Consider the following 13,044-nt stretch of genomic DNA (forward strand, 5'->3'; position numbering starts at 1 on the left):
CTTGAAGGGGCATAAGAATAATCTCATATCCCCGGCATTGAGTTTTGACCTTTCTTGCCATTGTGACTATTAGCGAACTAACACACCCGTGGCGAAATAATCGCCTGGCGCTTAACCGGCAACACGTTAGCCATGCTTCACCATCACGTGGCGAACCACAGTGTAATCTTCCAGGCCATACATCGACATGTCCTTGCCGTAGCCCGACAGCTTCTGACCACCGTGCGGCATTTCGCTCACCAGCGTAAAGTGGGTATTGACCCAGGTGCAGCCGTACTGCAGCCTGGCGCTAAGACGATGGGCGCGACCGACATCTTTCGTCCATACCGAGGAGGCCAGACCATACTGAGAGTCATTCGCCCAGCTCAGGGCCTGCGCTTCATCGCTGAAAGGCGTCACGCTAACCACCGGGCCAAACACTTCCCGCTGGACAATAGCGTCCTCCTGCCGGGCGCCAGCGAGGAGCGTCGGCTGGAAGTAATAACCCGCGCCGTCAGCCCGACTGCCGCCGGTGACCACTTTAATATGCGGCTGCGCCCTGGCGGCTTCTACCGCCGCGCTGACGCGTTCGAGATGGGCCAGCGAACTGAGCGGCCCCAGCTCGGTAGCGGCGTCCTCCGGCGCGCCCATTTTCAGGCTGGCCACCGCCGCGCCCAGCTTCTCCACCAGCTGCTCATAAATGCCCTGCTGGGCGTAGATCCGGCAGGCGGCTGTGCAGTCCTGACCAGCGTTGTAAAAACCGAAAGTCCGTACCCCGTCGACCACCGCATCAATATCCGCGTCGTCAAAGACGATGACCGGCGCCTTACCCCCCAGCTCCATGTGGGTACGTTTAATCGACGAGGCGGTATGGCCGATAATATGGGCTCCGGTGGCAATCGATCCGGTCAGGGAAACCATCCGCACTTTCGCGTGGGCGGTCAGCGGATCGCCCACCGTTTTGCCGCGGCCAAACAGCACGTTGATCACCCCCTCCGGGAAAATATCTTTTGCCAGCTCTGCCAGCTTCAGCGCCGTCAGCGGGGTGATTTCTGAAGGTTTGATCACCACACAGTTGCCCGCCGCCAGCGCCGGGGCCAGCTTCCAGGCCGCCATCATTAGCGGGTAGTTCCACGGGGCAATGGAAGCCACCACGCCCACCGGATCACGGCGAATCATTGAGGTATGCCCTTCCAGATACTCACCGGCAGCCATTCCCGGCAGGCAGCGGGCGGCGCCGGCGAAGAAGCGGAAGACATCCGCAATGGCCGGCAGCTCATCGTTGATCACGCAGTGCAGCGGCTTACCGCAGTTCAGCGACTCCAGCTGCGCCAGGGTCTCCGCCTGCGCCACGATGACATCCGCCAGCTTCAGTAAACATTCCGAACGCGTTTTCGGCGTTGTCTGGCTCCAGGCTTCAAATGCCCGATCCGCCGCCTCGACGGCGGCATCGACCTGGGCCGCTGTCGCTTCGGCAATCTCCAGGATCACATCGCCGGTTGCAGGGTTGTATACCGGCACTTTCTCGCCTTCACCTGCCACTAACTTACCGTTTATCAATAGGTTGTGTTGCATAGCATTATCCTGTTTCATGGTTTTATTTCCCGTTTCCGGCGTCGTTATCGCCGTCGCGGGTGAGCCACCAGGCCCCTAAGATTGGTATGGTTGTTACCAGCATCACCAACAGCGCGACAACGTTGGTGACGGGCACATCGCGCGGCCGCCCCAGCTGATTCAGTAGCCACAGCGGCAAGGTGCGTTCATGCCCCGCGGTAAACGTGGTGACGATAATTTCATCAAATGACAGGGCGAATGCCAGCATTCCCCCCGCCAGCAGCGCCGACCCCAGGTTGGGCAACACCACGTAGCGAAAGGTCTGCCAGCCGGTCGCCCCCAGGTCCATCGAGGCTTCTACCAGGCTCCACGACGTCCGGCGGAAGCGGGCGATGACGTTGTTAAACACCACCACCACGCAGAAGGTCGCGTGCCCCACTACAATGGTCAGTAGCCCAGGCTCGAGACCGACGGCTTTAAACGCCGTCAGGAGCGCCAGGCCGGTAATGATCCCCGGCAGGGCAATGGGTAATAACAGCAGTAGCGATACCGCATTCTTGCCAAAAAAAGTGCTGCGCCACAGGGCACCTGCAGCCAGCGTGCCAAGGACTAAGGCAATAGCCGTCGCCAGGGCGGCAATTTTAAGTGACAACGTCACGGACTCGAGGATATCGCTGCGCCCTGCGGCCTCGCTAAACCAGCGTAGCGTCAGCCCCTGCGGCGGAAAGCTGAAGGCCGCATCCTCGGTATTAAAAGCATAGATGGCGATGATCAGCAGCGGAAAGTGGAGGAACACCACGCCCCCCCAGGTCGCCAGTTGCAGATACCAGGGTGCGCGATCAGAGTGCATCGAAGGCTCCCAGACGTTTCACGAACGCCAGATAGAGGGCAATTAATACGATAGGCACCAGGGTGAACGCCGCCGCCATCGGCATGTTGCCGATCGCCCCCTGCTGCGAATACACCATATTGCCAATGAAGTACCCCGGCGGGCCGACCAGCTGCGGTACGATAAAGTCGCCCAGGGTCAGGGAAAAGGTGAAGATTGACCCGGCGGCAATGCCGGGAATGGCCAGCGGCAGCACCACATGGCGGAAGGTCTGCCGTGGCGTCGCGCCAAGATCGGCCGAAGCCTGCAGCAACGACCCCGGAATGCGCTCCAGCGCCGCCTGTACCGGCAGGATCATAAACGGCAGCCAGATGTAGACGAACACCAGAAAGCGTCCAAGACCGGAGGTGGACAAGGTGTTACCGCCAACCGCCGGAACGCTCAACAGCGCGTTCAGGGCCCCTTCCAGACCCAGATGGCCGAGGAACCACTGCGCCACGCCATCTTTCGCCAGCAGCAGCACCCACGCGTAGGCTTTGACGATATAGCTGGCCCACATCGGCAGCATCACCGCAATATAAAAGAAAGCCTTCATTTTGCCGCTGGTGTAACGCGCCATATACCAGGCCATCGGCAGCGCCAGAATGGCGCTGGCGAGAGTGACGCACAGCGCCATCACCAGGGTACGCACAATAATGTCGTAGTTGGCGGGGTTGAACAGCGCCCGCAGATTCGCCAGCGTGAAGTCGCTGGTCACCGACATGGTGAAGTCGTCAAAAGTATAAATGCTCTGCCACAGCAGGGTCAGCAGCGATCCCAGATAGACGATGCCAAACCACATCAGCGGCCCGATCAGCAGTAAAAACAGGCCCAGCGCCGGCCGGCGCCAGAACATCCCCGATACGCGTCCGCTCTGCGCAGGAATCAACGCCATGGTCATCTCAGCCTCCGCTTTCCAGCGGGGTCATCGCCGACCGCGCCCAGGAAGCCAGTACCGTTTGTCCGGTTCGCGGTACGCTGGCGGCCGCAGCACCATCAATATTGGCCTGGCTGACCAGCAGTTTGTCGCCATCCGCCAGACGGAGCTCGATCCGCGTCGCCGCCCCCTGATACTGCACCGCCTGCACCACGCCCTGCACCTCCACCTCGCCGCCGCTCTGCAGGCGAACATGCTCCGGACGCAGCGACCAGCTGCCCGGCATACCGCACAATCGCCTGGCCGCCTCGGCTTCAAAGACGTTGGCGGTGCCGACAAAGCCAGCGACAAAGGCGGTCTTCGGGTGCAGATAGAGCGCCTGCGGCGCGTCGACCTGCTCGATACGCCCGTTGTTAAACACCGCCACGCGGTCCGACATCGACAGCGCTTCGCTCTGGTCGTGGGTAACAAAAATGAAGGTGATCCCCAGCGATTGCTGCAGCTTTTTCAGCTCCACCTGCATCTGCTCGCGTAGCTTTAAATCCAGGGCGCCCAGCGGCTCGTCGAGTAGCAACACCCGCGGCTGGTTCACCAGTGCTCTGGCAATAGCGACCCGCTGCCGCTGGCCGCCGGAAAGCTGCGAAGGTTTACGCTGATGGGCAAAGCCGAGGGCCACTTTTTCCAGCGCCTCCTGGGCGCGGGCATAGCGCGCTTTCTTCGCCATCCCTTTGACCATCAGACCATAGGCGACGTTGTCGAGGATCGACATATGGGGAAACAGCGCGTAGTCCTGGAACACGGTATTCACATCCCGTTGCCAGGGCGGCAGCTCACTGGCCGGCTGACCAAAAATACGGATAGTGCCGCCAGAGAGCTGTTCGAATCCGGCGATCAGCCGCAGACAGGTGGTTTTTCCCGAGCCGGAGGGACCCAGCATCGAGAAAAATTCGCCGTCGCGGATGCCAATGCTGACCCCATCCACCGCCCGCACATCGCCGTACAGACGCGATACATTCTGAAACTCGACCGCGTACGTCATTGTCTGCCTCCCGTCCTTAGCGGCCGCCCATTATCGCAATATAGTCCTGAGTCCAGCGGCTATAGGGAACGTATTTCCCGCCTTCGGCGACCGGTGTTTTCCAGAAATGGATGCGGGTAAACTGGTCATAGCCGTTGGTTTCACAGCCTTTTTCCCCGAGCAGCGCGCTGGCTTTACAGCCCTCAGGCACTACCGGGAGCGAGCCGAACCAGGCTGCCACGTCGCCCTGCACCTTCGGCGTGAGCGACCAGTTCATCCATTTATAGGCGCAGACCGGGTGCTTTGCTTCGCTGTGCAGCATGGTGGTGTCCGCCCAGCCGGTCACCCCCTCCTTCGGAAACACGGTGGCGACCGGCTGGCCTTCCGCCTTCAGGCCGTTGGCCTGATAGGGCCATGAGCTGGAAGCCGCCACGCCTTCGTTTTTAAAGTCGTTCATCTGCACGGTGGCATCGTGCCAGTAGCGATGGATCAGCGGCTGTTGATCGCGTAAGACTTTCAGCACTGCGTTGTACTGGGTTTCGGTCAGTTGATAGGGGTCGTTAATCCCCAGCTGCGGCTGGGTGGCTTTGACAAACAGCGCGGCGTCGGCAATATAAATTGGGCCATCATAGGCCTGCACCCGCCCCTGGTTGGTTTTACCGTCCGGCAGGTCCTGCTTAACGAACACCACGCGCCAGCTGTCCGGCGGCGTCGGGAATACGCGGGTGTTATACATCAGCAGGTTTGGCCCCCACTGATAGGGTGTGCCGTACGCTTTACCGCCGACGTTAAACCACGCTCCCTTCGCAATGCGCGGGTCAAGAGTGCCCCAGCCCGCGATCAGCGCCGTATTGATCGGCTGTACGCGTTTGCCCATGATCAGGCGCAGCGAGGCATCCCCTGACGCGGTCACCAGATCGTAACCGCCCTTGGCCATCAGGCTGACCATTTCGTCAGAGGTGGCAGCGGTTTTGACATTGACCTGACAGCCGGTCTCTTTTTCAAACTGGGTGACCCAGTCGTACTGCTTGTCGGTCTGGCCGCGTTCGATATACCCCGGCCAGGCAATAATATCGAGACGCCCTTCTGGTTTATCCAGCGACGTGAGCGGCTCGGCAGCCTGAACGGTCAAACAGGCCATACTCAGCACATAAAGGCTGCAACGGGCAAATTTTTTGCTCATCAGGTGTTACTCCTGTCACAAAGGAATTAGCGGCAGCCGTGCCGTAAAAATATCTCCTGAAATAAGGGTAGTCAGCAGTTTAACGCCCCCGGGGGAATTTATGCAGGTTGTGACCCGGGACGCATTACGCAAAAATCGCCAACACAAAAATGACTTTATGGATTATAGACAACGAGTTAGACAAAAAGGAGGGGTATGCATATTTCCTATGGTGGGCGCCGGTAAAATAATGACCGGCTTCGATTAAAAGTCACCTGCGTTTATTTTTTGCCAGCGTTTATTGTGCGCCAAAATAGCCTGACGGGTCAGGAAAGCTGCTCACGAATAAGCTCCCCCAGCCGTTTAACCCCCTGTTCTTCACGTTCCCCCCAGCCCCAGGCGGTATTAAAACGGAAAAAAGAGGTCCAGCTGGCGGTGGTGGAAAACATTTTTCCCGGCGCGATACTGATATGCGATGCCAGCGCCCGGGCGCTGAGCGCGCTGGCGTCGGCGCCTTCCGGTAGCTCGATCCACAGAAAATACCCGCTGTCGCTATGGTGGATGGTCACCTCCGGCGGCAGATGGCGCAGCAGCGCCTGCCAGGCCAGCTGTTTACGCTCCGCCAGCTGGCGACGTAGACGACGCAGATGGGCGTCATAGCGCTTGGTGGACAGGTAATCCACCAGGGCTAACTGCATCGGCGAGCTGGTGGAGAGCGTGCTCATCAGCTGCAGCTGCTGGATCCGTCGCGCCTGTTTACCGGCTGCCACCCAGCCGATGCGAAATCCGGGTACCAGACATTTGGAGAACGAGCTGCAGTGCAGCGTCATGTCGTTATGGTCCCAATACTTCGCCGGTAACGGTTTCTCACGGCCAAAATAGAGTTCGCTATAAACATCATCTTCAATAAGCGTGACGTTATAGCGCGCCAGCAGCGCCACCAGTTGCGTTTTTTTCGCCGCGCTGAGGGTGAACCCGAGCGGATTCTGACTGTTGGTCATCAGCCAACAGGCCTTGACCGGGTAGTTTTCCAGAGCGGCTTCCAGCGCCGTCAGGTCAATGCCTTCCTTAACGTCAGTCGCCACCGACAGCGCTTTCAGACGCAGTCTTTCCAGCGCCTGCAGGGCACCGTAGAAACAGGGGTTTTCCACCACCACCCAGTCTCCCGGCTCGGTTACCGCCTGCAGGCTGAGGTTAAGCGCCTCCAGCGCTCCGGCGGTGATGACGATCTCGTCCGGCGAGACGTTCATTCCCTGCAGGGCATACCGGCGGGCAATGGCGTGCCGGAGCTCCGCATTGCCCGGCGGCAGGTTCTCAATGACGCTCATGGCGGTGGCGGTTTTACTCACCTGCGCCAGCGAGCGGTTGAGCTGCTGCAGCGGGAAGAGGCGCGGATCCGGAAAGGCTGAGGCAAAGGGCAACATCGACGCCTGGCGGCTGGCCTGTAGGACTTCAAAGATATAGGTATTGATATCAACGGCTTCATCGCGGGTCACCTGGGCAGGCGGCGCCGGCTGCCGGAGCTTCACCGGCTGGGGGGCGACATAATAACCCGACTGTGGACGGGCGACGATGCGCCCCTGGCTTTCCAGCAGTTGATAGGCATGGCTGACGGTCATAAAGCTCATGCCGCTGCTGACCACCTGCTCGCGCAGCGACGGCAGCCGATCGCCAGGCAACCAGACGCCAAGCGCGATCTGTTCGGTCAGCTGCTGCGCCAGCTGTTGATACTTTTTCATTGCGGCCGTTCCCGTACGATAACCTCCCTTTATCATATATCAGTTAATAAAAAATAATAGGTTTTGATAACTGTTATGCCTGCGAAGGCGTCCATGATGCCCCTGTCCTCCGGACCAGAGGCGTTTAAAATATCATCACCCAACATAGCGTGATTAAAACAAACCAGAAAATCAGCATGGCACCAAGCGTAATACACAAACTCTGTAATCCTTTTTCAGACATTGGCATTCCCTTATTTCATTATCCGGTTAATACAGTACGAAGAGTCTAATGACTGGACAATTTAATATTTTTTAATTCACTATTAACTGGCTCATCCTTTTTACTGATTCTCATATTAATGAATGATAATAAATCAGGCCGAAGAGGGTCATACCCCGTCAAAAGATATCCGGGCACAGACATGTCCGGACGGTCAAAAACATAACAGTGGCCAACTGTTATCGTAAAAAATGGCCGGACTGTTTCTGCCCCCTCACTCCCACGCTGCCTAAAATTGCGCTGAATCAATTTTGTTGTGGAGTCCTGCATGTTCGGTCTTGATGCATTCCATCTGGCGCGAGTTCAATTCGCCTTTACGGTCTCGTTTCACATTATTTTCCCCGCCATTACCATCGGACTGGCCAGCTATCTGGCGGTGCTCGAAGGCTTATGGCTAAAAACAAAAAATCCTGTCTGGCGCTCGCTGTACCATTTCTGGTCGAAGATATTCGCCGTCAACTTTGGCATGGGGGTGGTTTCCGGGCTGGTGATGGCCTATCAGTTTGGCACCAACTGGAGCGGATTTTCAGAATTCGCGGGCAGTATCACCGGCCCTCTGCTGACCTATGAAGTTCTGACGGCGTTCTTTCTGGAAGCGGGCTTTCTCGGGGTGATGCTTTTCGGCTGGAACCGCGTGGGGCCGGGGCTGCACTTTTTCGCCACCTGCATGGTGGCGCTGGGCACCATTATCTCGACGTTCTGGATCCTCGCCTCTAACAGCTGGATGCAGACCCCGCAAGGGTTTGAGATTGTTGATGGCCAGGTGGTGCCCGTCGACTGGCTGGCAGTGATCTTTAACCCGTCATTCCCCTATCGTCTTCTGCACATGACGGTAGCGGCGTTTCTCAGCAGCGCGCTGTTCGTCGGCGCCTCAGCGGCCTGGCATCTGCTGCGCGGCAATCAGTCGCCGGCGATCCGTAAGATGTTTTCGATGGCGCTGTGGATGACGCTGCTTGTCGCCCCCGTTCAGGCGCTGATTGGCGATATGCATGGCCTGAATACCCTGAAGCACCAGCCGGCTAAAATCGCCGCCATTGAGGGCCACTGGGAAAATCCGCCGGGGGAGCCGACGCCGCTACTGCTTTTTGGCTGGCCCGATATGGAGCAGGAGCGCACCCGCTACGGTCTCGAGATCCCGGCCCTGGGCAGTCTGATCCTCACCCACAGTCTTGATAAACAGGTGCCGGCATTGAAGGCGTTCGCGCCTGAGGATCGTCCGAACGCTACCGTGGTGTTCTGGTCGTTTCGCCTGATGGCCGGGCTGGGCATGTTGATGCTGCTGCTCGGCGTGCTGGCCCTGTGGCTGCGTCGCGGCGGCCGGCTATACCACTCGCGGCCATTTCTGCGTTTTGCCCTGTGGATGGGGCCATCCGGCCTGATTGCCATTCTCGCCGGCTGGGTCACCACCGAGGTGGGCCGCCAACCCTGGGTGGTGTATGGCGTTCAGCGCACCGCTGATGCCGTTTCCGCCCATGGCGATCTGCACATGTCGGTGAGTTTGTTGACCTTTATCGTGGTGTACAGCGCGGTGTTCGGCGTCGGCTACAGCTATATGCTGCGCCTGATCCGTAAAGGGCCGCAGGAGATGCACCCGGCGACATCCGGAACCCCTGCCCGCCCGCTGTCCGCCGCCACTGAAGGCTATCTGCAGAAGGAGTCCCGCTAATGGGTATCGAATTATCGGTGATTTGGTTTGTGATTATCGTCTTTGCCACGCTGATGTACATCGTCATGGACGGCTTTGACCTGGGTATCGGCCTGCTGTTCGGCACGGTGCGGGGCGGTGAGGATCGCGACATCATGGTTAACAGCGTCGCCCCGGTATGGGATGGCAATGAGACCTGGCTGGTGCTCGGCGGCGCCGGACTGTTTGGCGCCTTTCCCCTCGCCTACGCGGTGATCATCGACGCCCTGTCGATCCCCCTGACCCTAATGCTGATCGGCCTGATTTTTCGCGGCGTCGCTTTTGAGTTTCGCTTCCAGGCCACGCCGTCGCACCGACCGTTCTGGGATCGCGCCTTTTTTGGCGGCTCCCTGCTGGCGACCTTCAGCCAGGGCGTGGTGGTCGGAGCGGTGATCAACGGTTTTACCGTCAGCGGTCGCGCCTTCAGCGGCGGCATGTTTGACTGGCTGACCCCGTTCACCCTGTTTTGCGGACTGGGGCTGTGTGTAGCCTATGCGCTGCTGGGCGCGACCTGGCTGGTGATGAAAAGTGAAGGCGCGCTGCAACTGCGGATGCGCGAAGCGGCGCGCTGGCTACTGGTCGCCCTGCTGGCGGTGTTTGCCGTCATCAGCCTCTGGACGCCACTGGCGCACCCGGCCATTGCCGACCGCTGGTTCAGCCTGCCGAATCTCTATTTCCTGCTGCCGGTGCCGCTGCTGGTGATCCTGATTAGCGCCTGGCTGTGGCGCACGCTGCTTCAGCGCGACCGCCATGTTTCGCCTTTCACGCTGACGCTGGGGCTGGTTTTCCTTGGCTTTAGCGGGCTGGGGATCAGCATCTGGCCGCATATTATTCCGCCATCCATCACCCTGTGGCAGGCGGCCGCCCCGCTGCAAAGCCAGGGCTTTATGCTGGTGGGCGCGCTGTTGATTATTCCGGTGATCCTGGGCTACACCTGCTGGAGCTATTACGTTTTTCGCGGCAAAGTCCAGCCCGGGGAGGGCTATCACTGATGAAGACGGTCTGGCCTAAACGTCTCTTCTGGCTGATCGCGCTGTGGGGAGGCAGTGTGCTGACGCTGGCCGCGATCGGCCTGCTGTTCCGCCTGCTGATGACCGCCGCGGGGCTAAAAGTCTGAGGGGATGCAGAGAAGTCCGAAAATGGACTTCTCCATTTTATCTTCACTTTTGCCTGCTGAAATACCGTGACACATCAGAAGAAAGGATATTGCTATGAAGAAGTTAGCTTTACTCTCCGCCGTAATGACGCTGGGATTATCGTCATGGGCTTTTGCGGCAGATAACCCGCCGCCGCCGCCGGAAAAAGGGGCTCAGCATGACGGCCAGGGCGCCCATCACCAGGGTCAGCCACCGGCGAAGAACGGTCAGCACGACGGTAAACAGCCGCCGCACGACGGCAAACAGCCGCAGCATAACGGCAAACAACCGCCGCACGACGGCAAGCAGCCGCAGCATGATGGCAAGCAGCCGCCCAAAGGCGGCGAGCACAACGGGAAACCGTTGCCGCCGAAAGCGTAATTCCTCCGGCCTGGCCCTCTGCGCCAGGCTTTTTTTTCGCCCTCCTTCAGCCGCCGTTGACAAACGCTTGCCCTTCTTTGAAGTAACGATAAATAAACCTGCGCTACGCCAGGCATAGTAGGCCTACGTTTTTGATTCGCAGAGAAAAGGTATGTTGAGGAGAAGCATGAGCGCGCTGCTGTTGCTGTGTGCGCTTTTTTCAGGACATCTGCTGGCTCACCGCCAGGGACACGATTACTTTCCGGTGCAAAGCCTCGAACAGCAGCTGCTGCACGAGGCGGATAGCGATGAGCTGCGCAGCCGGTGTGAAGAGGTTGCTGCCGAACTGCGCGAGCATCACCGCTGGCAGGACGCCCACAGGCCGCGGGCGCCCTAAGCCAGTAGCGTCGAATCAGGCGCCTTTGCGCTTCGGCAGGGTTTTCAGCAGCTCGTCCGGACTGACGGAAGCCACAATGCTCCCCGGGTGCGGCATTTTGAGGATATGATTTTTAATCTTGCCCACCACGTGCATTTCGCACGGCCGGCAGTCAAATTTCAGGGTCAGCACTTCATCGCCATGAATCAGCTGCATCGGCGTCGCTTTCCAGCTCTTGATGGAGCCTTTGGCCTGTTTCGGACAGAGATTAAAGGCAAATCGCAGGCAATGTTTGGTGATCATCACCGGCACATCGCCCTTCTCTTCGTGCGCCTCATAGGCCGCGTCAATAAGCTGCACGCCATAGCGCTGGTAAAACGCCCGCGCCTTATGGTTATAGACGTTGGCGAGGAAGGAGAGATGCGTCTCCGGATAGACCGGCGGCGGCACAGAGACCGGCTTGCGGGTACCGCGCTGCCAGGCGTTGAGGCGGGCTTCATCCAGCATCTCCGCCGTTTCCCGGCGCAGCTGGTTGAGCAGGCTGTTGGGAACAAACAGCGGCGGCAGATTAACCTGCACGTCGCGCGCATAGTAGATGGTTTGCCCCAGTTTGGTGACACCGTCACGCAGATTGGCCAGCGCCTTTTCCGCCTGGTTGGCTTCGGCAAACTCTCCGTCGAGTGTATGGGTCACGCTGATGCCATCTTCACAGGTCATGGTTAACACCAGCTGTTCCTGCCAGCCGCTTAGCGTTATGTCCACAGCAATACGGCGTTCGCTGGAGGTTTTCAGCAGCGCCTGCTGCCAGTTATGATCGAGATTGCGGTTGAGCGCCTGATGCGGACGCACTTTATGCAGATCCGCCGGCATCTCGTTCGGCCACACCCGATAGCGATTTTCGCCGGTTTTTTCCACCGTATTGGCGCGAAAGCCCACCACTTCACGCTTAATCATCACGTTGAGACCGTCGCCGTTAGTTAACGGTTCGCTGACCTCAACGTCGAGATGGTCTTTACCCACCTTCAGCACTTCGCCCACCGGCAGGCCGATAAATTTTGGCGAATCAAACGCGCCGATATCACCTTTGCGGGCATTAACAAAGTAGTCGGTACTGCCGCGGTGGAAGGTTTTATCGGTGGACGGAATAAAGAAGTGCTCGGTGCGTCCGGCCGAGGCGCGCGCCAGGTCGCCACGATCGTCGATAATAGCATCCAGCATCTGCCGATAGTGGGCTGTGATGTTTTTCACGTAGCTCATGTCTTTGTAACGACCTTCAATTTTGAAGGAGCGAACGCCAGCATCGATCAGCGCTGCCAGGTTGGCGGTCTGGTCGTTGTCTTTCATCGACAGGAGGTGTTTTTCATAGGCTACCACTCGCCCCTGATCGTCCTTCAGGGTATACGGCAGGCGGCAGGCCTGCGAGCAGTCGCCACGGTTGGCGCTGCGCCCGGTCTGGGCGTGTGAAATGTAGCACTGGCCGGAATAAGCCACGCACAAGGCGCCATGGATAAAAAATTCGATAGTGGCGTCAGTATGATCGTAAATGGCTTTGATCTGACTAAGGTTCAGTTCGCGCGCCAGCACGATCTGGCTGAAACCCGCGTCAGAAAGAAATTTCGCTTTTTCCACGCTGCGAATATCGCACTGGGTGCTGGCATGCAGCTCAATCGGCGGCAGATCCAGCTCCATAATCCCCATATCCTGCACAATCAGCGCGTCAACGCCTGCTTCATAGAGATCGGTAATCAGCCGCTGCGCCGGCGCCAGCTCATCGTCATGCAGAATGGTGTTCAGCGTCACAAAGACCTTCGCGCCATAGCGATGGGCAAAAGGCACCAGCCCGGCGATATCGCTCAGACTGTTGCTGGCATTATGCCGGGCGCCAAAACCGGGTCCACCGATGTAAACGGCATCGGCGCCGTGGAGGATCGCTTCGCGAGCGATACCGACGTCGCGAGCAGGACTAAGAAGTTCAAGACGATGATTGTGCAGGCGCATACGCGTGTTGTTATCCAGTATAAGGGGTCGA

Annotated in this window: 12 protein-coding genes; 5 read left to right on the forward strand and 7 right to left on the reverse strand. The window is 58.7% G+C overall.

Annotation, left to right across the window (positions count from 1 at the left end; genetic code table 11):
• Positions 1 to 126: 126 nt before the first annotated feature.
• The 6 genes from patD to ACKLKD_RS13640 all read right to left on the reverse strand — a co-directional run bounded on the left by patD (position 127) and on the right by ACKLKD_RS13640 (position 7,197).
• The gene (patD, locus tag ACKLKD_RS13615) at positions 127 to 1,554 is read right to left on the reverse strand and encodes an aminobutyraldehyde dehydrogenase (protein WP_025710783.1); all 1,428 of its coding nucleotides are present in this window, start codon (positions 1,552 to 1,554) and stop codon (positions 127 to 129) included.
• 22 nt (positions 1,555 to 1,576) lie between these two features.
• Complete coding sequence (locus tag ACKLKD_RS13620; protein ID WP_080896785.1) at positions 1,577 to 2,383, reverse strand: ABC transporter permease; 807 nt, start codon at positions 2,381 to 2,383, stop codon at positions 1,577 to 1,579.
• Positions 2,373 to 3,302, reverse strand: a complete 930-nt coding sequence (locus tag ACKLKD_RS13625; protein WP_025710785.1) for an ABC transporter permease — start codon at positions 3,300 to 3,302, stop codon at positions 2,373 to 2,375. The genes ACKLKD_RS13620 and ACKLKD_RS13625 overlap by 11 nt, the downstream gene beginning before the upstream one ends.
• 1 nt (position 3,303) lies before the next feature.
• Positions 3,304 to 4,317 carry an ABC transporter ATP-binding protein gene (locus ACKLKD_RS13630; protein ID WP_025710786.1) on the reverse strand — a complete coding sequence of 338 codons (1,014 nt, stop codon included), beginning with the start codon at positions 4,315 to 4,317 and terminating at the stop codon, positions 3,304 to 3,306.
• A 16-nt stretch (positions 4,318 to 4,333) separates the two neighbouring features.
• Positions 4,334 to 5,479 carry a putative ABC transporter substrate-binding protein YdcS gene (gene ydcS / locus ACKLKD_RS13635; RefSeq protein WP_025710787.1) on the reverse strand — a complete coding sequence of 382 codons (1,146 nt, stop codon included), beginning with the start codon at positions 5,477 to 5,479 and terminating at the stop codon, positions 4,334 to 4,336.
• A 305-nt stretch (positions 5,480 to 5,784) separates the two neighbouring features.
• Positions 5,785 to 7,197 (reverse strand): PLP-dependent aminotransferase family protein, encoded by a 1,413-nt coding sequence (locus tag ACKLKD_RS13640; protein WP_080924117.1) that lies wholly within the window; start codon positions 7,195 to 7,197, stop codon positions 5,785 to 5,787.
• 530 nt (positions 7,198 to 7,727) lie between these two features.
• Between ACKLKD_RS13640 and ACKLKD_RS13645 the strand changes: the two genes are divergently transcribed.
• The 5 genes from ACKLKD_RS13645 (at position 7,728) to ACKLKD_RS13665 (ending at position 11,036) form a co-directional block, all read left to right on the forward strand.
• The gene (locus ACKLKD_RS13645; RefSeq protein WP_087804957.1) at positions 7,728 to 9,125 is read left to right on the forward strand and encodes a cytochrome ubiquinol oxidase subunit I; all 1,398 of its coding nucleotides are present in this window, start codon (positions 7,728 to 7,730) and stop codon (positions 9,123 to 9,125) included.
• Positions 9,125 to 10,135: a cytochrome d ubiquinol oxidase subunit II gene (gene cydB / locus ACKLKD_RS13650; RefSeq protein WP_087804955.1), complete on the forward strand. Its 1,011-nt coding sequence runs from the start codon at positions 9,125 to 9,127 to the stop codon at positions 10,133 to 10,135. The genes ACKLKD_RS13645 and cydB overlap by 1 nt, the downstream gene beginning before the upstream one ends.
• On the forward strand, positions 10,135 to 10,260 hold the full coding sequence (locus ACKLKD_RS13655) for a DUF2474 domain-containing protein (RefSeq protein WP_080896782.1): 126 nt from the start codon (positions 10,135 to 10,137) through the stop codon (positions 10,258 to 10,260). Before cydB ends, ACKLKD_RS13655 begins: the two co-directional genes overlap by 1 nt.
• Positions 10,261 to 10,354: 94 nt before the next feature.
• Positions 10,355 to 10,660: a hypothetical protein gene (locus ACKLKD_RS13660; RefSeq protein WP_080896781.1), complete on the forward strand. Its 306-nt coding sequence runs from the start codon at positions 10,355 to 10,357 to the stop codon at positions 10,658 to 10,660.
• Between the two features lie 151 nt (positions 10,661 to 10,811).
• Positions 10,812 to 11,036, forward strand: a complete 225-nt coding sequence (locus ACKLKD_RS13665) for a DUF2554 family protein (RefSeq protein WP_087804953.1) — start codon at positions 10,812 to 10,814, stop codon at positions 11,034 to 11,036.
• Between the two features lie 15 nt (positions 11,037 to 11,051).
• Here the strand turns inward: ACKLKD_RS13665 and ACKLKD_RS13670 are convergent, their stop codons facing one another.
• Positions 11,052 to 13,013, reverse strand: coding sequence for a peptidase U32 family protein (locus tag ACKLKD_RS13670; RefSeq protein WP_025710793.1), 1,962 nt, complete (start codon positions 13,011 to 13,013; stop codon positions 11,052 to 11,054).
• Between the last annotated feature and the right edge of the window lie 31 nt (positions 13,014 to 13,044).

The organism is Klebsiella sp. 10982 (genome assembly GCF_048589245.1).
Taxonomy (GTDB): domain Bacteria; phylum Pseudomonadota; class Gammaproteobacteria; order Enterobacterales; family Enterobacteriaceae; genus Klebsiella; species Klebsiella quasivariicola.

Coding starts and splice junctions, on each gene's coding strand:
- patD (WP_025710783.1), bottom strand. CDS start 1,554: ATGCAACACAACCTATTGATAAACGGTAAGTTAGTGGCAGGTGAAGGC.
- ACKLKD_RS13620 (WP_080896785.1), bottom strand. CDS start 2,383: ATGCACTCTGATCGCGCACCCTGGTATCTGCAACTGGCGACCTGGGGG.
- ACKLKD_RS13625 (WP_025710785.1), bottom strand. CDS start 3,302: ATGACCATGGCGTTGATTCCTGCGCAGAGCGGACGCGTATCGGGGATG.
- ACKLKD_RS13630 (WP_025710786.1), bottom strand. CDS start 4,317: ATGACGTACGCGGTCGAGTTTCAGAATGTATCGCGTCTGTACGGCGAT.
- ydcS (WP_025710787.1), bottom strand. CDS start 5,479: ATGAGCAAAAAATTTGCCCGTTGCAGCCTTTATGTGCTGAGTATGGCC.
- ACKLKD_RS13640 (WP_080924117.1), bottom strand. CDS start 7,197: ATGAAAAAGTATCAACAGCTGGCGCAGCAGCTGACCGAACAGATCGCG.
- ACKLKD_RS13645 (WP_087804957.1), top strand. CDS start 7,728: ATGTTCGGTCTTGATGCATTCCATCTGGCGCGAGTTCAATTCGCCTTT.
- cydB (WP_087804955.1), top strand. CDS start 9,125: ATGGGTATCGAATTATCGGTGATTTGGTTTGTGATTATCGTCTTTGCC.
- ACKLKD_RS13655 (WP_080896782.1), top strand. CDS start 10,135: ATGAAGACGGTCTGGCCTAAACGTCTCTTCTGGCTGATCGCGCTGTGG.
- ACKLKD_RS13660 (WP_080896781.1), top strand. CDS start 10,355: ATGAAGAAGTTAGCTTTACTCTCCGCCGTAATGACGCTGGGATTATCG.
- ACKLKD_RS13665 (WP_087804953.1), top strand. CDS start 10,812: ATGTTGAGGAGAAGCATGAGCGCGCTGCTGTTGCTGTGTGCGCTTTTT.
- ACKLKD_RS13670 (WP_025710793.1), bottom strand. CDS start 13,013: ATGCGCCTGCACAATCATCGTCTTGAACTTCTTAGTCCTGCTCGCGAC.